Origin of the sequence: Clostridium puniceum (genome assembly GCF_002006345.1) — a bacterium.
Lineage (GTDB): Bacteria > Bacillota > Clostridia > Clostridiales > Clostridiaceae > Clostridium > Clostridium puniceum.
The window spans coordinates 64,748-86,911 of record NZ_LZZM01000073.1 but is presented as its reverse complement, the minus strand read 5'-3'; the positions used below and the strand labels follow the sequence as shown (position 1 = coordinate 86,911).

Here is a 22,164-nt window from a genome sequence, read left to right as displayed (position 1 = left end):
TACTTTTGTTCCGGTTTCTAAGGAATTTTTATGGATGATTCTAAGAACAAAATATGTGCCCCAAATGCTAGCCTCAAAGGCAAGCTTTGAAGTAGCATTTGAGGCACAAATATGTATCTGATTTAGTTTGGCATTCACATAAGTCCAATTCTCATTCGTAATCCTATATAAAAATGATCAGAAATGATTACTCTTTAATTAAAATAGAAATTTTTATAACAAAGTTTTCATACCCATCTACTGATAATTCATCTAAAATAACATCTTCAAAAAAATATTCATCTAAAATTAAATTATTTTTATTAGCAAATTTAAGAAGTTTTAAATATGTTTCTCCTATTGAATTATAGCCGGTTGTATGGTAAGCAATTAAATAGTTACCACTCTTTCTAATATAGCTATTAGTATCTATTAATGGAGAGGAAATTTTGCTATAAAAAAAGCTATACAAATTATAGATACCTTTTTGTGCATTTTTAAGATTAAGTATTTGCCCTACGGAAAAAGGAGCTGTAATATTATTTTTACTGCAAAGTTTCATATGGTTTGCAAAAGATAAAGCTATACTTTGGTAATCTGTATTTGGAAGTGCATTTGAAAGAAAAAGCACTTCCTTTTCTTCTTTTGATATAAAAATTTTTTCCATGTTCATGTCAAATATAGACCGAGTGGTTTTTATTTTTTGTGAAATTAGTTCTTTTATAGCAATAAGTCTATTTATTTCTTTATCTATTTTTTTATTTTGTGTATTTAAAAGAGAAATTAGTTCTTTTGGCGCTTTTATGTTTAAATATGCTTTAATTTCTTTTAATGGCATTCCTAATTCTCTTAGTGCAGATATAACGAAAAAAGGTTCAACTTGAAAAGTGGAATAGTATCTATAATCATTATCTCCCTTAATTTGAGGAGAGAATATCCCTAATTTATCATAGTGGAAAAGGGTATGCTTTGTAACACCAACAATTTTTGCAAATTCACCAGTTGTAAAATAAATTTGTTTATTTTCATTCATTATGTAAAACCTCCTATTGACTATCGTGTAACACTATACTTTATTATATGAAATGTTAAGATTAACTTCAATTAAAAGTATAGCTTACAAAAATATTAATAAAGGAATGATAGTTAAAATGGGCAAAATAAATAAAAATACTCTATATCTAGGGAGGGAAATTTAATGAATAGAAATTGGACATTTATAATTTTTGCAGGAATTATAGAAATATTATGGGTAATTGGATTAAAACATTCAAATAGTTTTATTGGATGGCTTGTAGTTGGTTTACTTATTTGTATATCATTTTTATTTTTGAATCAAGCTATGAAAAAAGTACCAGTTGCTACAGTTTACGCTGTTTTCACAGGAATAGGAACAGCAGGAACAGTTTTAGTTGGTATGTGTTATTTTAATGAGACTTTTAGCTGGAGTAAAATATTCTTTCTTGCTTTACTTTTAATTGGTATATTAGGATTAAAACTTGTTACATCAGAATCAGATAAGAAAGGAGGTAATTAATATGGGATGGATATTCCTTATTTTAGCTGGTTGTTGTGAAGTATTTGGTGTTGATAGTATGAATAGAGTCGCAAAATATAAAAGTATACAGTCTTATGCAAGACTATTTATTGGATTTGCATTGAGCTTTACTTTTTTATCATTAGCTATGAAAACTCTTCCAATGGGGCTTTCGTATGCGGTTTGGACAGGTATTGGGACTGTAGGAGGAACTCTTATAGGAATGCTATTTTATGATGAATCAAAAGATCTTAAGCGAATTTTGTTTATAGGTATGATTTTAGTTGGAGTAATAGGCTTGAAATTAACAGCTTAAATAAAATAATAAGTTTGAAATTATTATTTATATTCACTAACAAAATGAATTAAATAAATATTTATTTGATAAAATTGTTAATAGCGCAGAATTATATAGGAATAAAGATTGTTCACCATATGAATATTTTTGATATTTTTCGGAGATAGGTGCAGATAACAATAAATATGTAAATAATATAAATGGTAAAATAACGGCATTAATAGGAATAGATGGCCTTTAGATTACTAAACTCAAGTTATTCAACAGGATTAGGTAAAATTATAAAAAACAAGGTGTATTATAAAAAAACAAATTTCTAATAATAAGCATCTGTCACTAAATAGTTTAAAGGACACACATGTATAATTAATTATGTTATATTAATAATAAGGAATGAAATAACAATTCATTAAACAAATACATAATTAAATTTAATAGAGTTTGTAAATAAAAGTACGACTTAAATGGAGGTTTTTTGTATGTTTCATAAAAATTTAAAAAGTTTTTCAAAGGATTTCTTATGGGGAGCTTCAACATCTGCTTATCAAGTTGAAGGAGCTAACTTAATTGATGGCAAAGGACCATCTTGTCAGGATGTAAAGAAAGTGCCAGAAGGGACTTCGGAATTAGATGTTTGTGCTGATCAATATCATCGTTATAAAGAAGACATTGCTTTAATGGCTGAAATGGGCTTTAAGGTTTATCGTTTTTCTATTTCCTGGTCAAGGCTAATTCCAGAAGGAACAGGAGCAGTAAATCCAAAAGGAATAGAGTATTATAATAATTTAATAAATGAATGTTTGAAATACAATATTATTCCTTTAGTTACAATGTTCCATTTTGATATGCCAGCAGTGTTAGATAAACGTGGTGGCTGGTCTAAAAGAGAATCAATTGATTGGTTTGTAAATTTTGCGAAGGTTATGTATGAAAACTTTGGTGACAGAGTTAAGTACTGGTTAACTATTAATGAACAAAATGTGTTAACTTTAATGGGGGATGTTATTGGTACTACGATGATACCTAAAGGCTGCACAAATATAAGAAAAGAAATTTACCAACAAAATCATCATATGTTAGTTGCTCAAGCAAAGGCTATGGCATTATGTCATGAAATGATTCCAGATGCTAAAATTGGGCCAGCACCTAACATATCAGTAGTTTATCCTGCAAGCTGTAAACCAGAAGACAATTTGGCAGCTCAAAATTTAAATGCAATTCGTAACTGGTTATATCTAGATATGGCTGTGTATGGAAAATATAACAATTTAGTTTGGTCATTTTTAGAAGAAATTGATGCTGTTCCAGAAATTCAAGAAGGGGATATGGAAATTCTTGCTTCTGGAAAACCAGATTTTATCGGCTTTAATTATTACAGTACAGCTACAGTAGAAGCTTATAATTTGGAAGGTAATGTAAGCAGTAAAAAAGATCAGCAAAGTGCTATGGATGAAACTGGTGTATGTAAGAGTTTTAAAAATCCTAATTTACAAACAACTCAATTTGGATGGGAAATTGATCCAGAAGGCTTTAGAGCTACCGCTAGAGAAATATATTCAAGATATAGATTACCATTAATAGTAACTGAAAATGGTTTAGGAGCTTATGATAAATTAGAAGAAGATGGTTCCATTCATGATCCATATCGTATTGAATATTTAAGAAAACATATTGAACAGCTTCGTTTGTCTATTACAGATGGAGTAGAAATGATGGGATACTGCCCATGGTCTGCTATTGATTTAATTTCAACTCATGAAGGTATGGTTAAACGTTATGGATTTATCTATGTAGATAGAGAAGAATTCAATTTAAAAACTTTAGATCGTTATCGTAAAGACTCTTTCTATTGGTATAAAAAAGTTATTTCTACTAATGGTGAAGATTTAAGTAATTAATATAGAATATTGGTGTGATTTAGTTATTTGAACTTAGGGATTGTTGCATTTTGCAACAATCCTTTTTAATGATGTGCCCAGCATGACGTACGGTGTGTGAGAGTTCGGCAAAAATAATTGTTTTGCGTCTCCTCGATTTTCATGAATTATTTTCTATATTTATGAGGTGTAACATGAAAATGTTCTTTAAACTTCTTATAAAAAAATTGAATATTTGAAATTCCAGCCTTCTCCATAATTTCTTCAATAGTTAAGTTTGTATTTCTTAAAAGATAAGAAGTTTTTTTTAATTTTTCATCTAAAATCAAGTCTTTGAAATTTTTTCCAGTATATTTTTTTACAATGTTACTAAAATAGTTAGGTGTAAAGTGAAAATGCTCTGCTGCTGAAGCTAGTGTAGTTGTTTCATAATTTAAATAAATATAATTTGCAATATCAATAGATAATTTAGTTTGTTTAGGTAAATTATTATTATCTTTTGTTATCTTTTGAGATTCGTATATTCTTAATAACTCAGAAAATAATATTATAAGGCAGCTATCGGTTATAGCAGTGGAATTTAAATTTGGAACGATTAATTCTTGAGCAAGTTTACATATTATATTATGAATAAATTCATTTTCTTCAGTGTTAAAAATTAAATATGTATTATATTTATGGCTTTCATAAAGAGCATGTAGTAAAAAATCTGCCATTATATTCTCTGAATCTAGCTGATCAAAAAAAGAATTATTAAAGTATTCCTTATTAATAAGAAAATTGAGCATAATATCGTTGAAGCCAGTAATATCTACTGAATGAATTACATTTGTATCTAAAATTATTAAATCTCCTTTTTTTAAAGTTATAGGTGTTCCATTGACAATTTCATTAATTTTACCTGAATAAACATAAGACATTTCAATAAATTTATGTTTATGACTATGAACTGGAGCAAAACGGTTATGTTTAATAAAAGATAATTTTTCTAAGCTAAAGGTAGGAATTTCAATAATTTCTTCAGATTTAAAGGAAAATTGTTTAATACTATTAAAGTTTTCAATTGTATCATTTATGTCTTTAAAGCTGTAGATTTCTGTTAGACTTTCAAGATTACTATGTTCCATAACGCTAAAGTTTTTTAAATGAATATCTAAATATTTTTGGTTCATAATGTTTTCTCCTTACTATTTAATATTTTAATTGTAACATAAATCATAATAAATGATAGTATTTTAAAGTAATATTGCTATTAATTACAATGTAAACGTGTAATATAATTGAAATAGAATAAAGATATAAAAATTTTTAGTATATGTAATAGCGAGTAAATTGTAAGAATAAGTTAATAAAATTTATAAATAATGTGTAAAGGAGAAAAGCAATGTATACAGGTGTAATTAAATTTTATGAAGATCGTGAAGATGTAACATTAACGTAACAGAAAATACACCACCTATGTTCTTATGGGCAACCTCTGAGGATAGCTTAGTTCCAGTTCAGCATACAATTAGAATGGCTAATGCTCCTGCGGATAAAAATATTCCTTTTGAAGTCCATATTTTTAAAAAAGGTCCTCATGGTTTGAGTCTCTGTAATCAAGCCACTGCTCAGGCTAAAAGTCAAATTTATCCATAAACTTCTAAATGGATAGTAATGGTACAAGAATGGCTTCAAGATAAACTAGGATTACAATTGCCAGAATTTACATCATGGGAAATGATGAATTTAAACAAATAATAAAATTTGCGTAATTTATTATATTAAGCACACAATATTTAATTTAAAGGGAGATAGGTATATGAAAATTAATAATTTAAAAATAAACCATATTACAAATCCATTAGGGTTTGATTTAGGAAAGCCAAGTCTTTCTTTTATAACATGCGAAACAACTGCTAGCAAACAAGTTGCAGCTCAAATTCAAGTTGCCCTTGATGAAGAGTTTACACAAATTGCTTTTGATAGTGGAAAAAGTGAAGAGATAAATAGTCTAGCTTTTGAATTGCAGATAGAATTAAAACCAAGAATTCGCTATTACTGGAGAGTAACAGTATGGGCTGATAATGAAGAGGTTGCAACTAGCGAAACTGCTTGGTTTGAAACAGCTAAATTAGAAGAACCTTGGAGCGGGAAATGGATAACACCAGATTTAGATAGTAAAATACATCCTATATTAAGTAAAGAATTTAAGTTAGAAAAATTGATTAAATCTGCACGTGTTTACATATGTGGTTTAGGGCTTTATGAAATGAATATTAATGGTAAAAAGTGTGGAGAAGAGTATCTTGCTCCAAACTTTAATGCTTATAATAAATGGCTTCAATATCAAACTTATGATATTACAGATACATTAGTTCAAGGGAAAAATATAATAGATGTTGCACTTGGAAATGGATTATATAAAGGACGTTTCGGATTTAATAGTGAAGAAAACATATATGGAGAGGAATTTGTTTTAGTATGTGAAGCAATTATAGACTTTGAAGATGGTACTAGTCTTATAATAAATTCAGATGAAACATGGAAAGCAAGAAAAAGCAAGGTTTTAGATAGTAATATTTATGATGGCGAAATTTATGATTCGACTTTTGATGATTTAAATAATTATAATGTAAAAGAATTAGATTTAGGTTTTGAAAAATTAAAAGCAAGATTAAGTTTACCAGTAAAAATAAAAGAAAGATTGAAACCTGTGGAGGTAATTAAAACATCAGCTGGAGAAACAGTTCTTGATTTAGGTCAAAATATGGTTGGCTGGATTGAGTTTAAGACTAATGCTTCAAAAGGAAGTGAAATAACTTTACAATATGGTGAAACTCTTCAAGAAGGAAATTTTTATAGAGATAATTTAAGAACAGCTAAAGCTGAATTTAAGTATATTGCAAATGGCGAAGAAGCTATAGTTAGACCATATTTTACTTTCTATGGTTTTAGATACGTAAAGGTAGAAGGATGGCCTGGAGAATTAAAGAGCGATGATTTTACTGGCTGTGTATTATATTCCGACATGGAAGTAACGGGATATATAGAAACTAGTAATCCTTTGGTTAATAGATTATTTTTAAATGCTCTTTGGGGACAAAAAGGAAACTTTTTAGATATTCCAACAGATTGCCCACAACGTGACGAACGTATGGGATGGACTGGTGATGCACAAGTATTCTCGGGGACAGCATGTTTTAATATGGACACTTTTGCTTTCTTTAGTAAGTATGGGTACGATCTTTATCGTGAACAAGAAGATACAGATGGAATGGTGCCAATGGTTGTACCAGCATCAAATCTTCAAGGTGGAGGATCAAGTGCTTGGGCAGATGCGGCAACAATAATACCGTGGAATGTATATATCCAATATGGTGATAAGAAGATTTTATCTCAGCAATTTGAAAGCATGAGATCTTGGGTTGACTATATTAAAAGAGCTGATGATAATTCGGGTGGAAAAAGATTATGGACAACAGGTTTTCATTTTGGTGATTGGTTAGCATTAGATGGTACAGATCCTAATTTCCCAACAGGAGGAACAGATATACCATTTATATCTTCAGCATACTATTGTTATTCTTCAAGAATTGTTTCAAAGGCTGCAAAGGCTTTAGGAAAAGAAGAACTTGCAAAAGAATATGAAGAGTTATCAAATGAAGTAAAACAGGCAATTAGAGATGAATATTTTAGTAAAAATGGACGTATTACAATTAATACTCAAACTGCGTTAATAATTGCATTGTTCATGGATATTACGCCAGAAGACAAGAGAGAAAGAGTAGCGAATGATTTAAGAGAAAAGCTAAAAAAAGATAAAAACCATTTGAAAACAGGTTTTGTTGGAACACCATATTTTTGTAAGGTATTATCAGAAAATGGTTCTAATGATTTAGCTTATACATTATTACTAAATAAGGGTTGTCCAAGCTGGTTATATGCAGTTACCATGGGGGCAACAACAATTTGGGAACGTTGGAATTCTGTACTTCCAGATGGAAAAATAAGTGGTACAGACATGAATTCATTAAACCACTATGCTTATGGCTCAATTGCGGAATGGATGTATAGATATATGGTTGGAATAAATCCAGTGGAGGATAAACCAGGGTTTAGACATGTAAACTTAACTCCTATGCCAGATTATCGTTTGAAATATGCCAAAGGAACCTATAATTCAACTGTTGGAGTATATGAAAGCCAATGGGAAATCACGGAAGAAGGAAATCTAAACTTTAAAGTTGTCATTCCATTTAATGCAACGGCAACTTTAGTGCTTCCTAATGCAAAATTGGAAAATGTAAAAGTAAATGGGACTTTATTAAAAGATACTAAATTAAAACCAAATCAAAGTGATGAAAATGTAACTGCAGAATTAACTAGTGGTTCATATGAATTTAACTATTTGCCAGAGATAGCTTACATTAAATATTATGGCACAGATGTTAGTTTAGGTGAATTAGCTGCAAATGAAGAGGTTAAAAACATAATTGATGAAAAATTACCTATGATGTTAGCTGAGGATATGCTTGAAAGAAGTGGACATCAATCTCTAAGAGAATTGTCTTTTATGCCATTTTCGCCTATTACAAAGAAAATATTAGAGGATTTGGAGAAGGCGTTAAACAAGATTAAAATTGACGCTGTAGAGTAATCAATTTTAAATATTCTAACTAAATACTAGATGAGCATCTAAGTTAATTATAATAATCGAATAAATGTTAGTAATTATAAGTAAAGCACAAATAGGAACGTGATGCTTCACTATTATGCTTCTTAATACAACAAAAATAGCGTACTCATTAATTGAGTACAATCTGAAAAGAGGAATAAATATTATATTTATTCCTCATTAATTATGTTACCATTGGAAAATCTTTCATCTATATTTTTTGAAATATTAGATTTGTATCTTAAATTATAATTATAATTCATTTTAAATACGCAAGAATATAAAATGTCCAAAATCAAATGAATTGAATTATTACTAGAATATGTTGAAATTTTAGAATATAGATTTTCTCGTGTTGATATAGAAAAGATACAATCTGCAAAGGCTGTTAATGAATTCTCACCAATACTTGTTAGCACAATTATTGGTGTATTTTTTGATTTTAAAATTTCAGCAATTTTTAAGACTTCCTTTGACTCACCCGAATATGAGATTAATATGGCACAGTTAACTAGAGAAGAATTTGAAGCTACAATTAACTGCTCTCCAGGTAAATCCATAATTTCAACGTGGCGATTAATACGGAGCATCTTATGTTTAAAGTCATAAGCCATAAGTAAAGAATTACTAATACCATATACATTAATTATTTGTGCTTTACATAATAAATGAACAGTTTTTTTTATTTCATCATTTTTTAATAGTGATAAGGTATCCCCAATACTGTTTGAGGCAAGGTGACCAACCTTTGAGGCAATATTCATAAAAGTATCATGGGCCTCAAATGGAAAGTCTGGATCCACATTAGAAAAGTGTTTATTCAAATATTGAAGCTCCTCAAGATACTTTTCTTTAAATTCATTCCAACCACTAAAACCTAATTTTTGAGATAAACGAACTACTGTTGAGGGAGACGTATAAGTGGCATTTGCTAAGTTCTTAGTTGATAAATTTTCAATATTTTCCTTTTCACTAAGAATATAATTGGCTAGAACTTCTTCAGATTTAGATAAAGAGTCCATAGATTCAAGTTTATTTGAAATTAACATAGGTAAAATCCTCTTTTCTATAGCATAATAAGTTAGAATAGGATTTCATTATTTAACGCAAAATAAGCAATAAAAATGAAATCTCATTTTAAAATATCATTAAAATATTCAAATTCAGACATTTATTATATATGATTATACCATAGAAACAAAAAGTTAATATTGTTTCTGTATAATATATTAAGTCTATAAAAACAACATATATTTAAATTATCTTTGGGTATTTGTTATCTAAAGTTATTGAAAAGAGAGGAGAACATAAAAATGGCATTTAAAAAAGATTTTTTATGGGGTGGTGCTACAGCTGCCAATCAATTTGAAGGGGGATATTTAGAAGATGGTAAAGGTTTAAGTACTTCTGACATCATGACAAATGGAAGTCATAAGTCAGCAAGAAGAATTACTTATACTATGCCGGATGGAACTAAAAAATCACAAGGCGTATTTCCGTTTGAATCAATTCCTGATGGAGCAAAATTAGAATGTCATGAAGGAGAGTATTATCCAAGTCATCAAGCTATTGATTTTTATCATCATTATAAAGAAGATATAGCTTTATTTGCTGAGATGGGCTTTAAGTGCTTTAGATTATCAATTAACTGGGCAAGAATTTTTCCAAACGGTGATGATGAAATACCTAATGAAAAAGGTTTAGAATTCTATGATAACGTATTTGATGAATTATTAAAGTATGGAATTGAGCCAGTTGTGACAATTTCTCATTATGAAACTCCACTTACGTTAACAAATAATTATGGTGGATGGTTAGATAGAAAAGTGATTGACTTTTATGTACGATACTGTGACACAATCTTCAATAGATATAAATGTAAAGTAAAGTATTGGATGACTTTCAATGAAATTAATATAATGGATTTTATGCCTGTTTTTGCTGGAGGAGTTATTAAAAATGATCCTCAGTCAAAAGCTCAAGCTGTTTATCATCAGTTTATAGCAAGTGCAAAAGTAGTACAATTAGGTCATAAAATTAATTCTGATTTTAAAATTGGTATGATGACTGCTTATGGGTCTACTTATGCATTAAGTTGTAATCCAGAAGATGAGTTATTGTTAATGAAAAATGATCAACAAAGACATTTCTTTTCTGATGTTCAATGTCGTGGTTTTTATCCTGAATATAAATTAAAGGAATTTGAAAGATTAGGTATAAAACTAGATAAGCAGGAAGGCGACGATGATATATTAAAGAATGGCACTGTCGATTATATTGGTTTCTCATATTATTCAAGTTCAGTTGTAACTGCAGATGAATCTAAAAAAGTAACAGATGGAAATATGTCTACTTCAGTTTTAAATCCTTATTTAAAATCAACAGATTGGGGCTGGCAAATTGATCCGACTGGATTAAGACTTGCATTAAATAGATTACAAGAAAGATACAACTTGCCTTTATTTATTGTTGAAAATGGAATGGGGGCTATCGATAAGGTAGAAGAAGATGGTTCTATTCATGATGACTATCGTATTGAATATTTAGCTAGACATATTGAGGAAATGAAAAAGGCAGTTGAAGAAGATGGGGTAAATCTAATTGGCTTTACTCCTTGGGGATGTATTGATCTTGTTTCAGCAGGTACTGGAGAAATGAGAAAGCGTTATGGTTTTATTTATGTAGATAAAAATGATGATGGTAATGGACCTCTTACAAGAAGCAAGAAAGATTCATTTAATTGGTATAAGAAGGTTATTAGTTCAAATGGAGAAGATCTAAGTTTATAAATTCATATAATTAAAAATAATGTAATTAAGAAAGATATAGTTGTTATTTAACATAACAGAAAATTAATACTTGAGTTTACAAAATTAACTATAATGAGTTATATATCAATGTAAGGCTACCTTTATAAATACATATTTTATTTAGGTGGCCTTCAATTTACCTATAAATTTTACTACATAAGTATTTTAATTAGAATGGAATGAGGTAATTTTATGGCAGATAGAAAAATAATTTTTATAGATGTAGATGGAACCCTGTGTAATGATAATGGACTAGTTCCTGAGTCTGCTGCTATAGCTGTAAAAGCAGCTAGAAAAAATGGACATTTAGTTTATCTATGTACTGGTCGTTCAAAAGCAGAAATATTTGATTACATAATGGATATTGGCTTTGATGGAATAATTGGAGCAGGAGGAGGGTTTGTAGAAGTTGGTGATGAAATGCTTTATCATAAAAAAGTTAGTGAAGAAAATGTTAGACATTTAGTAGATTTTTTTAATGAGTATAATGTAAATTTTTATATTGAATCAAATGGTGGATTATATGCAAGTAAAAATTTAATTCCGGAGCTAGAGAAAATTATTTATGGAGATATAGAAAATGATCCTGAAGCAAAATATAAAAAAGATAATAATCCTAATCATTTCATTGAATGTTTAATCACTGAACGAAACTTATACAGAAATGATGTTAACAAAGCTTGTTTTTTAGAACCTAAGGATGTTTCCTTTCAGCAAATCAAAGAAGAATTTAAAAATGAATTTGAAGTTATTCATTGTACAGTTCCAGCATTTGGTGATGATAGCGGCGAACTTGGAGTACCAGATGTTCATAAAGCAACTGCAATAGAAATTCTTTTAAAGCATTTGAATATGGATGCTAAAGATACAATTGCCATTGGAGATGGAATGAACGATGTTGAAATGTTTGAGTTTTGTGAATTAACTATTGCAATGGGAAATGCAAAGCAAGGGCTAAAAGAAATTTCAGATGAAATTACAGATACTCACGACGAAGGTGGTATTTATAATAGCTTTAAAAAGCATGGATTAATTTAATAAATTAAAGGAAAGAAGGAGTATTATGTTGTTTTAATATAAAGATTAGCAACATAATTTCCTTTTTTATTTTACATAGAACATTATAATCTATATATTCTGAAGAATATATATGGTAATATGGTTTAGAATATTTATTCTAAACCATATTAAAATGCTTAATATTTAATATAGATATTAGTTTAAGAAAATTGCAAAATTATTAAAAAATTTTTGATAATAATATAGAAATTTTATATATAGCAAGGAGATTAAAAAATGAATAAACCAGAGCTTTTAGCACCAGCAGGAAATTTAGAGAAGCTTAAAACAGCCATAAATTTTGGCGCTGATGCAGTATATCTTGGGGGAAATAAATTGAACTTGAGAGCAGCTGCAGATAATTTTACAATAGAAGAATTAAAAGAAGGTCTTGAATATGCTCACTCAAGGGGAAAAAAAGTTCATGTTACATTGAATGTAATTCCACATAATGAGGATTTAGTAGGTATAGAAGATTATATTACTGAATTATATGAAATAGGTGTTGACGCTGTACTTATTGCTGATCCAGGAATTATAAGTATAGCTCATGAAGTAGCACCAAAGCTTGAAATACATTTAAGCACTCAGGCTAGCAATTTAAACTACAAATCTGCTTTATTTTGGCATAAGGTTGGAGTTAAAAGAATTGTAGCAGCAAGAGAAATGAGTCTTAATGATTTAAAAGTACTAAGAAAAGAGTTACCAGAAACTTGTGATATAGAAGCTTTTGTACATGGGGCAATGTGTATGGGGTATTCAGGTAAGTGCTTATTATCAAATTATATAACTGGAAGAGATTCTAATAGGGGAACGTGTACACAACCTTGTAGATTTAAATATCATTTATATGAGGAAAGAGAGCCCGGTAACTATCATAGAGTTAATGAAGGTGATAATGGAATTTATTTTATGAGTTCAAAGGATTTATGTATGATAGAACATATTCCAGAACTTATTGAAGCAGGTATAAATTCTCTTAAAATTGAAGGTAGAATGAAAAGTTCATATTATGTAGCATCTATAGTGAAAGCTTATAGAGAAGCTATTGATAAATACATAGAAGATCCTAAAAATTATAAATATGACCCTAAATTGATGAAAGAACTTATGAAACCTAGTCACAGGCCATATACAACTGGTTTTTATTTTGATGAAAAAATAAGACAAAATTATGAAAGTTCAGCATACATACAGGATTATGATATGGTAGGGATTGTGAAGAATTATAATAAGAAATCTAATATTGCAACTGTACAACAAAGAAATAAAGTTTGTAATGGAGATTTAGTTGAAGTTTTAGCTATAAAAGGAGATAACAAGCTTATAAAGCTTGACGATATGAGAAAAGAAAACGGTGAAGCGATAGAAAGTGCACCCCGTCCACAAATGATTTTTACTGTGAAATGTCAGGAAGAATTAGAGGTTAATGATATTCTTGTTAAAATAAAAAAGAATAGATGAAAAATAAGATATAAATAATTAGGATATTTACAATAATAGATGCATAGGATGTTATTTCTAAATCATTTATGATAAATTAAAAAGTAATATTAAATATATAAATTTTAATTAATTTGCTGAATTAAACCTATATACACTAACTAAGTAGATGTAGTTGATTTATTGGAAAATATGTAACACTAAATATTTCATTTGCCATATGAGTCAATATAAGGTAGAATAAAAAGGAAATATATCAAATTAGGGGGATAAATAGTAATGAAAAATTTAAAAAAGGTTTTTACAGTGATTTTGGTAACTATCATGACTGCGACAATGTTAGTTGCTTGTGGAGAGCCAAAGACATCACCAGAAGAAAGTACTAAGATTTTCTTAAATATTTTACTGAAAAATGATAAAACTGATATGGACAAAATTGGACTAAAGGAAGACGATTATACTAAATTTAGAAAAGAATTTGAAGATGGTATGACTCAAGGATTTAGTACTTCTGGAGTAGATGAAAAAGTATTAACTGATGAAGTTAAGAATAATTTTAAAAATGATATTCTTACAGGGTTAACTAAGCTAGAATATCAGGTTACATTAGTATCAAAGGATAAGAAAACTGCTAAAGTAGAAGTTAAAATAAAGGGATTTGATGTTAAAAAGATTTCTGATGATGCAATTGCTAAATTACAAGAAAAATATCTTGCAAATCTATCAATGACAGAAACAGAAATGTATCAAGAATCCTTTAAACTTATTGGAAAAGGTATTGCTGACGGAGTTTTGACAGCAGATCAAAAAACTGTGACAATGACTTTAACTAATGAAAATAATACTTGGATACCAGGTGAGAATGATATTACTGCTCTTGTTACAGCGATAATGCAAATGTAATAAAATTGAGAAATAAATATCCTAAAATAATTTGTTTAAAATTATTTTAGGATATTTTTTCTATTTTAAATAAGGGAGTTTACAAAATAATTAAAAATAAGATGGAATAAAAGTTGGAAAGCATATAATAAAGTGTTAATATTAAAGAGGTAAATAATATTTTAACATGAGAGAGGATTATGAAGATGAGAACAGTAGATGCAGTAATTTTTGATATGGATGGAGTATTAATAGATTCAGAAAGAATATCTTTTAAATGCTTTCAAGAGGTTTTTAAAGAATATAATTATAAAATGGATGAGGAGTTTTATTTAAAATTAATAGGAAGAAATGTTAAAAGTATAAAAACTATAATGGAAGAAGAATATGGAGCTGATTTCCCATTTGACATTATATATAGGAAAAAAGCTGATTTAGCTTATGAAATCACTAATAAAAATGGAGTTATAGTTAAGCCTGGAGTTCATGAACTTTTGGATTATTTAAATACACAAAATTATAAAATAGCAGTGGCTAGCTCAACAAGAAGAGAAAGAGTACTTCAACTATTGGAAGAGGCAAAAATTAAAGATAAGGTTAGCTATATAATTGGTGGCGATCAAGTTGAAAATTCAAAACCAAATCCAGAAATTTTCTTAAAAGCAGCAAAGGGCTTGGAGATGGAGCCTGAAAAATGTATGGTAATAGAGGATTCAGATGCAGGAATAACAGCAGCTCATGCAGCTAAGATGATAGGAATACATGTTCCAGATATGAAATTTTTAGATGAGGAGAACAAAGATTTAGCATATAAAATATTCGGAAGCTTATCTGAAGTTAGAGAGTATTTAGAAGAAAATAAAAAAGCTAACAGTTTAAAATAATTTATAGTTATAGAAGATCGAGAAATATAATATATATGTTCTAAAAAATTTTGTTCATTAAGATTTAATTTCTATATTAGAGTGATTGGACAAGACAACCAACTAAATTATGAACTTTCTTAATTAGAACTTATATACATAAGAATTTTTTTGTATACTAAAAAATAGATACCTCAAATTTGAGGTATCTATTTTTATTGATAAATCATTTTAGGTTGTATTAATCTTGGATTATAGCCATTATTTATAAGTGCTTTCACAATTGCTTCTTTATGCTCATGACCAAAGGTTTCCATAGTAATGTCAAGTTCAACGGCATTATTACGATTAATACTTACAAATTGATTGTGATCAAGCTTTATTATATTACCTTGAGCTTCTGCAATTACTTTAGATACATTTGTTAATTCACCAGGCTTATCTGGAAGTAAAACTGAGATTGTGCAAATACGTTCTCTTTCAATTAATCCATGTTGAACTAAAGAAGCAAAAGTAATAACATCCATATTACCACCACTTATAATAGATACAACTTTTTTATCTTGGGCATTTAAGTGTTTTAGAGCAGCTACAGTTAGTAAACCAGAATTTTCAGCAAGCATCTTATGATTTTCAAGCATATCTAAAAATGCACCAATTAATTCATGATCTTCAATAGTAATAACATCATCAATATTTTCTTTTACGTATGGAAAAATTTTAGAACCAGGAGTTTTAACAGCAGTACCATCTGCTATAGTATCAACTACTGGTAAAGTTACAACTTCACCTTTTCGAAGTGAAGATTGCATACAATTTGCACCAGCAGGTTCAACACCTATAACTTTAATATTTGGATTGAGAAGCTTTGCTAAAGTAGAAACACCAGCAGCAAGTCCACCTCCACCAATTGGAACTAAAATAATATCAACAGTTGGAAGTTCTTTTATAATTTCCATTGCAATAGAACCTTGACCAGTTGCAACATTTAAATCATCAAATGGATGAATGAAAGTATAACCTTTTTCATCAGCAAGTTTTAATGCATAATTGCAAGCTTCATCATAAACATCACCATGTAAAATAACTTCAGCCCCATATGCTTTAGTACGATTTACTTTCATAAGTGGAGTAGTAGTTGGCATAACAATTATTGCTTTTGAGTTAAATTCCTTTGCAGCATAGGCAACTCCTTGTGCATGATTACCAGCAGAAGCAGTTATAAGCCCTTTACTTCTTTCTTCGTCAGAAAGAGTACTAATTTTATAGTAAGCTCCTCTAATTTTATAAGCTCCAGTTTTTTGCATGTTTTCAGGTTTCAAATAAACTTTATTTCCAGTTATACCCGAATAATAATCACTATAAACCAATTTTGTTTTTAATATTACTTTTTGCACAATTTCATATGCTTCTTCGAATTTATCCAATGTCATCATTTTTATAACCCCTTTTATGTATTATTGCTTTTTTATATCAATAGTTTTATGATAACATTTTAGTATTTTATGTCAAGAGACACTTTTTATTGGTAAGAGAAGAGTGTAGGCGTTTATGAATGAAATTGTTACGACACATATATTGAGGCTATATATATAATTAAATAGTAAAAAACATGCATATAAATAGAATTTACTATTCTTATGCATGGATTTAGGATTGGTAGAAGTTTTTATGCATTAACAATAAAACATCACTTGGTAATAGGATATTGAATTAGAAATTAATTAATGACCTTTATGTTTTTTTAATCTTTTCTTTTGTTTTAAATCAAATTTCCTTTGTTCTTCAAATTCTTTTTGTTCTTTGGATTTTTTCTTACGTTCTACTTTACATTGTTCATTTTGAAGCTTTAAAGTTATTTGTGCCTTGGTTCCAATTCCCTTTGAAGTAGTTTCTTGTCTGATTTTTCTTTGCATTCTTTTAGGATTTAGTTTCTTCTCAATAAACGTATTTTTTAAGTCTGAAATTGGATTGCTAAAATTCAAGGAATAAAACTGTTTTAATATAAACTCTAAAATTTCATCCTCCCTTGGTTCTGAACCAAAAGTAACTTTACATACTTTGTATTCAGCATCTTCAATAATTTCAAAAACACCAATCCAAAATGGCTTATTAAAAAGAACTGTTAAATTAATTTGTGATATCATAATTGAAATCCTCCTGTAAATGTAACTTATAGAGAATGGACAACCCCAGGAGGGCAGGTTACTGCTATATTAAATTATATATAGGTTCTGACTACCAACAGAAACTATGTTTTTATCTCTTAAACTATTATAACGAGAAACTTAACTTTTGGAAAGCTTATTATATAATTATTATTTATAAGAGGAGTTAAAACAGTATTATATTATTTTAGTTGTCCAATCTTCACAATTCCAAGTTTCAGTTATTATATCTCTATAAAACTCAGGTTCATGTGAAACTAAAAGGATTGTTCCTTTATATTCTTTAAGAGCTTTCTTTAGTTCGTCTTTTGCATCTACATCTAAGTGGTTTGTAGGTTCATCTAGGATTAATATGTTTGTTTCATTGTTTATGATTTTGCAAAGTCTAACTTTTGCAGCTTCTCCACCTGATAAAACCCTTATTTGAGATTCTAATTGTTTAGTAGTAAGTCCGCATTTAGCAAGTGCAGCTCTTATTTGATATTGAGTATATCCAGGGAATTCCTGCCATACTTCTTCTATACAAGTATTGCTGTTACTTGTTCTATCTTCTTGCTCAAAATAACCTATGTATTGATAATCCCCAAGATGAACTTCACCATTTAGTGGTTTAATTATACCAAGTAAGCTTTTTAAAAGTGTTGATTTACCAAGTCCATTAGCTCCAACTAAGGCTATTTTTTGTCCTCTTTCCATATATAAATGCAGTGGTTTTGTAAGAGGAGAGTCATATCCTATAACTAAATCATTAGTTTCAAATATAATCTTGCCTGAAGCTCTAGCTGTTTTAAAGTTAAACTCGGGCTTTGGTTTTTCTTTTGAAAGTTCAATTACATCCATTTTATCTAATTTCTTTTGTCTAGATTTAGCCATGTTAGCAGTTGCAACGTTTGCTTTATTTCTAGCAACGAAATCTTCAAGTTTTGCAATTTCTTTTTGTTGCTTTTCATAAGCAGCTTCTAATTTCTTTTTATTTTCTGTATATATTCTTTGGAATTCATCATAATCTCCTACATATCTAGTAAGTTTTCTTTCTTCCACATGATAAATTAAGTTTACTACTGAATTGATAAATGGTATATCATGTGAAATTAATATGAAGGCATTTTCATATGACTGTAAATATCTTTTAAGCCATTCTATATGTTCTTCATCTAAATAGTTAGTTGGCTCATCTAAAAGTAAAATGTCAGGAGATTCAAGCAATAATTTACCTAAGAGAATTTTAGTTCTTTGTCCACCAGATAAATCATCCACATCTCTATCAAGACCTAAATCTAAAAGTCCAAGTCCCTTTGCAACTTCTTCAACCTTTGGATCAATTACATAAAAGCCATTGTGATCAAGCATATCTTGAATTATAGCTGTTCTGTCTAACATTTTATTTAATTCGTCTTCAGTGCAGTCACCCATTTTTTCATATAAAGTATTCATTTCAGTTTCTAAATCAAAAAGATATCTAAATGCTTCTTTTAGAGCATCTCTTATGCTTTGTCCCTTAGTTAAAGCAGCATGTTGATCCATGTACCCAACTCTAACATTATTTGACCAAGCAACATTACCTTCGTCAGGCATAAGTTTTCCTGTTACTATATTCATAAATGTTGATTTACCTTCACCATTGGCACCAATAAGACCAACATGTTCTCCTTTTAATAATCTAAATGAAACATCTTCAAAAATAGCTCTATCACCAAAACCATGATTCATATCTTTAACAATAAGTACGCTCATCAATTGCCTCCTAAAATATAAAATAATTCTTATTTAAATCTATACTAAAATAGTTTAAATGATAGAAAGCTACTATGTCAAAGTAATTTTCTAGAATTTTAAAGAATTTAGCTATATGAAAGAAAATAACAAGTCAATATAGTAGCATGTTTGTTATTTTGTGGAATATGCCTTAATTGATTTATTCTAATATGAAGCTATTTAGGCAAATAAAGAAATTTATAATAAAGTTAAACTTTTAATAATAATATTTCTATGTTAGGGGCAAACTTATTAATATAGATAAAATATTTTCAATATTAAAGCATCTTTATTAGTATTTTATATAAAATTGAAACATCATAAAAATATTCTATGAAAGGAGAAGGTTAAAATGGATAATTTCACTAAAGAAATGATAAAAAAAGCAGAAAGAATGGGTTATGAAATGAAAGGATTAGCTCAAGAGATGACCAATGAAATACTAGATATGAGGGATTTTGTTAAAGAAAAAGTAGAGAGATTAGGAGAAGAAATAAAGAAAAGGTTAATAAGATAGCTGCAAGGAAATATTAGATTCTTAGTAAATAAGTTTTCACTAAATTAAAAGAGAAAAATTTAATATATATGTTCTAAAAAATTTTGTTCATTAAGATTTAATTTCTATATTAGAGTGATTGGATAAGACAACCAACTAAATTATGAACTTTCTTAATTAGAACTTATATATATAAATATTTATAACGAAATAATAATTTTAAATTATACAAAAAATCAAGGTTAGATTTTATAATGTGTTCCATTAAATTTAGAAATGCACTATAAATTATGACATTGATTTTTTTATTTAAAAATTTTCACAATACAATATATTGTGGAAATAGAGGGTATGTAAAAGTAACACAAAAAAATAGAAATCATATTATATAATGGACATGGTTAAAGGGTAAGTAAGCTGCCTCTATCTATTAATTTTCCTTTTTTTAATGCAATGGGTGAAACATCATACTTATAAAGAAAATTTTTTATTTCATCACCCCATTTGTAACTATCTAAATCACCAAAGAAAGCCATCTTATCATTAGAAATCATACCTCCAACACCCCCTATAAAACCATAATTTAATGATGGTAATAATATGTCTCCAGGAGGAAGCAAAAGAAGATGGAAGTTATAGTCTTTCAGAATGTTAAAAATGCCATTGTCACTTGTTATTAATACATTATCTCGAACTGGAAGAATAGAACATTTAGTATATCCTTGAGAAACATTGATTTGTGTTTTGAAATTTTGGGATTCTAATAGATTTTCATCTGTAAACTTTAAATTATGGATAAAATGATTTTTCAAAATCAAAGAATTTAAAATAATATTATTAGGATATGTATTGGACAATGACTTATTTGAAACAATATATTTAATATCGTTTGATTTGAGATTTTTCTTAAAATTCTCACGGATATTTTTTTGAACGATGATTTGAGCAGAAGATTTATTTTTTAGTATATTTAATTGAATATCAGGATGACCATTTATAGCTTCATAAACATCATTACACTTAGGCACTAGTATTGGATTTATATTTAATTTTGAAAGGTTCACTAATTCTTCATTAGTAACTCTATAATCAATGAAACAATGCATATAATTCTCCTTTAATTAAATTTATATATGTTGCAATTTTAAATTTTTAATGGAATTAAATTGCAGTAACGCATTTTTGAGTAGATTATTTTTTACAACTTATATATAATTGTTTTTTACTAAAACTAAGGTATATGGTATATTTTGAACTTAAAAATATAATCTGTCAACGAACAACATCATTAAATATCAGAAATGGAATATACACACTGATAAAATAAAATATAAATTCTGAATAGCTATAAATTTTTAATACATACTAATATTAAGAAGGGAGTGAAATCCATGCTTATTTTAAAATTAGCTTATAATGAAGATCTGAATTTTTCTTATGACTTGCAAGAGCTAAGAGATTTACTTAAGAAAAAAGATATTTTAATAGGTTTTGTTGAGAGTATAGAAGGAAAAACTCATATAATTAAGATAATTTGTGAAGAAGAATATTATAACGAAAAAATAAAAGAGATTATTAACTTATATGTTAGTAATATTTTATATAGAATAGTTATTGATAATTATAGAAAAAAAGAAATGTTTGAGTTTTTAACTGATAATTATTTTTTTCTAAAGCAAAATGAAATATTAGAAGCAGAAGATGAAATAATGAAAGTATTAAAATGTGAAGAAAAGACTAAAAATGAACAGTCTGCATATTGTCTAAATAGAATAAACTCCATGATAGAGAAAATAAGAGAATGTATAAGTGAAAAGCAGGAGATTAATATAGATGGTTTTATAACTTTTAGAATGAGAAAACTTAGAGGGGATATAGAAAAGATTATAGATAAAGTAATAGAAATATATATGGTAGAAAAGGAGTATAAGGAATTTATAAAATTATTAAAATATTTCGTAGAGATACAAGAAAGTAAAATAGAAGAAATAAATATAATAATAGAAGAAAATAATAATTATATAGTGAAAAATAAAGAAGGTAAAAACTTATATTATGATTTTTTAAAAGAAATTACAGCAGAGCAAGGTGCAATAGAATTAAATATGGAAGATGTATTAATAAGTGGACTTATAACCAATGCACCTAAAAATATAATTATTTATGGGAAAGAAAACTGTACAAATAAGGAGTTTTTAGATACAATAAAAAATGTATTTGAGGATAAAGTGATTTTTTGTGAATATGATGATAAATTTAAACCTAAAAAAATAATAGCAAAAAACATTGACATGTATTAATAATCATGATATACTCAATTTTGTTAAGAAGAAACAGCCG

The 22,164-nt window shown here is 28.1% G+C and carries 19 protein-coding genes; 12 read left to right on the top strand and 7 right to left on the bottom strand.

Going from position 1 to position 22,164, the window contains the following annotated elements; all coding sequences use genetic code 11:
* Positions 1-187: 187 nt before the first annotated feature.
* On the bottom strand, positions 188-1,012 hold the full coding sequence (locus CLPUN_RS06140) for a MerR family transcriptional regulator (protein ID WP_077846443.1): 825 nt from the start codon (positions 1,010-1,012) through the stop codon (positions 188-190).
* A gap of 165 nt (positions 1,013-1,177) precedes the next feature.
* On the opposite strand from CLPUN_RS06140, the gene CLPUN_RS06135 reads away from it, so the two are divergent.
* From CLPUN_RS06135 to CLPUN_RS06125, 3 genes are all read left to right on the top strand, one after another.
* Positions 1,178-1,516 (top strand): DMT family transporter, encoded by a 339-nt coding sequence (locus CLPUN_RS06135; protein ID WP_077846442.1) that lies wholly within the window; start codon positions 1,178-1,180, stop codon positions 1,514-1,516.
* Between the two features lies 1 nt (position 1,517).
* Positions 1,518-1,832: a DMT family transporter gene (locus CLPUN_RS06130; RefSeq protein ID WP_077846441.1), complete on the top strand. Its 315-nt coding sequence runs from the start codon at positions 1,518-1,520 to the stop codon at positions 1,830-1,832.
* 461 nt (positions 1,833-2,293) lie between these two features.
* Complete coding sequence (locus tag CLPUN_RS06125) at positions 2,294-3,712, top strand: glycoside hydrolase family 1 protein (protein WP_077846440.1); 1,419 nt, start codon at positions 2,294-2,296, stop codon at positions 3,710-3,712.
* 146 nt (positions 3,713-3,858) lie between these two features.
* Here the strand turns inward: CLPUN_RS06125 and CLPUN_RS06120 are convergent, their stop codons facing one another.
* Positions 3,859-4,863 (bottom strand): AraC family transcriptional regulator, encoded by a 1,005-nt coding sequence (locus tag CLPUN_RS06120; protein ID WP_077846439.1) that lies wholly within the window; start codon positions 4,861-4,863, stop codon positions 3,859-3,861.
* 259 nt (positions 4,864-5,122) lie between these two features.
* Here CLPUN_RS06120 and CLPUN_RS06115 point away from each other — a divergent pair, with 259 nt between their 5' ends.
* Positions 5,123-5,329 carry a prolyl oligopeptidase family serine peptidase gene (locus CLPUN_RS06115; RefSeq protein ID WP_278281603.1) on the top strand — a complete coding sequence of 69 codons (207 nt, stop codon included), beginning with the start codon at positions 5,123-5,125 and terminating at the stop codon, positions 5,327-5,329.
* A 163-nt stretch (positions 5,330-5,492) separates the two neighbouring features.
* Complete coding sequence (locus CLPUN_RS06110; protein ID WP_077846437.1) at positions 5,493-8,330, top strand: alpha-L-rhamnosidase; 2,838 nt, start codon at positions 5,493-5,495, stop codon at positions 8,328-8,330.
* A gap of 188 nt (positions 8,331-8,518) precedes the next feature.
* Here CLPUN_RS06110 and CLPUN_RS06105 read toward each other — a convergent pair whose 3' ends face one another.
* Entirely contained in the window at positions 8,519-9,397 is an 879-nt protein-coding gene (locus tag CLPUN_RS06105) for a MurR/RpiR family transcriptional regulator (protein WP_077846436.1), read from the bottom strand.
* A gap of 264 nt (positions 9,398-9,661) precedes the next feature.
* Between CLPUN_RS06105 and CLPUN_RS06100 the strand changes: the two genes are divergently transcribed.
* From CLPUN_RS06100 to CLPUN_RS06080, 5 genes are all read left to right on the top strand, one after another.
* Entirely contained in the window at positions 9,662-11,137 is a 1,476-nt protein-coding gene (locus CLPUN_RS06100) for a family 1 glycosylhydrolase (protein WP_077846435.1), read from the top strand.
* 213 nt (positions 11,138-11,350) lie between these two features.
* Entirely contained in the window at positions 11,351-12,196 is an 846-nt protein-coding gene (locus CLPUN_RS06095; RefSeq protein WP_077846434.1) for a Cof-type HAD-IIB family hydrolase, read from the top strand.
* A 258-nt stretch (positions 12,197-12,454) separates the two neighbouring features.
* Positions 12,455-13,681: a peptidase U32 family protein gene (locus CLPUN_RS06090; protein ID WP_077846433.1), complete on the top strand. Its 1,227-nt coding sequence runs from the start codon at positions 12,455-12,457 to the stop codon at positions 13,679-13,681.
* Between the two features lie 258 nt (positions 13,682-13,939).
* On the top strand, positions 13,940-14,563 hold the full coding sequence (locus CLPUN_RS06085) for a DUF5105 domain-containing protein (protein WP_077846432.1): 624 nt from the start codon (positions 13,940-13,942) through the stop codon (positions 14,561-14,563).
* A 185-nt stretch (positions 14,564-14,748) separates the two neighbouring features.
* Positions 14,749-15,426, top strand: a complete 678-nt coding sequence (locus CLPUN_RS06080) for an HAD family hydrolase (protein WP_077846431.1) — start codon at positions 14,749-14,751, stop codon at positions 15,424-15,426.
* A gap of 194 nt (positions 15,427-15,620) precedes the next feature.
* Here CLPUN_RS06080 and ilvA read toward each other — a convergent pair whose 3' ends face one another.
* From ilvA to CLPUN_RS06065, 3 genes are all read right to left on the bottom strand, one after another.
* A complete protein-coding gene (gene ilvA, locus CLPUN_RS06075) occupies positions 15,621-16,841 on the bottom strand; it encodes a threonine ammonia-lyase (protein WP_077846430.1) in 1,221 nt (406 codons plus the stop codon).
* A gap of 288 nt (positions 16,842-17,129) precedes the next feature.
* On the bottom strand, positions 17,130-17,552 hold the full coding sequence (locus CLPUN_RS06070) for a YjdF family protein (protein WP_077846429.1): 423 nt from the start codon (positions 17,550-17,552) through the stop codon (positions 17,130-17,132).
* 198 nt (positions 17,553-17,750) lie between these two features.
* Positions 17,751-19,307 carry an ABC-F family ATP-binding cassette domain-containing protein gene (locus CLPUN_RS06065; protein WP_077846428.1) on the bottom strand — a complete coding sequence of 519 codons (1,557 nt, stop codon included), beginning with the start codon at positions 19,305-19,307 and terminating at the stop codon, positions 17,751-17,753.
* A gap of 373 nt (positions 19,308-19,680) precedes the next feature.
* On the opposite strand from CLPUN_RS06065, the gene CLPUN_RS27990 reads away from it, so the two are divergent.
* A complete protein-coding gene (locus tag CLPUN_RS27990) occupies positions 19,681-19,845 on the top strand; it encodes a hypothetical protein (protein ID WP_198944294.1) in 165 nt (54 codons plus the stop codon).
* A 380-nt stretch (positions 19,846-20,225) separates the two neighbouring features.
* On the opposite strand, the gene CLPUN_RS06060 is transcribed toward CLPUN_RS27990, so the two are convergent.
* Positions 20,226-20,930: a DUF6873 family GME fold protein gene (locus CLPUN_RS06060; protein WP_077846427.1), complete on the bottom strand. Its 705-nt coding sequence runs from the start codon at positions 20,928-20,930 to the stop codon at positions 20,226-20,228.
* A gap of 285 nt (positions 20,931-21,215) precedes the next feature.
* Between CLPUN_RS06060 and ytxC the strand changes: the two genes are divergently transcribed.
* The gene (gene ytxC / locus CLPUN_RS06055; RefSeq protein ID WP_077846426.1) at positions 21,216-22,124 is read left to right on the top strand and encodes a putative sporulation protein YtxC; all 909 of its coding nucleotides are present in this window, start codon (positions 21,216-21,218) and stop codon (positions 22,122-22,124) included.
* Positions 22,125-22,164 lie beyond the last annotated feature (40 nt).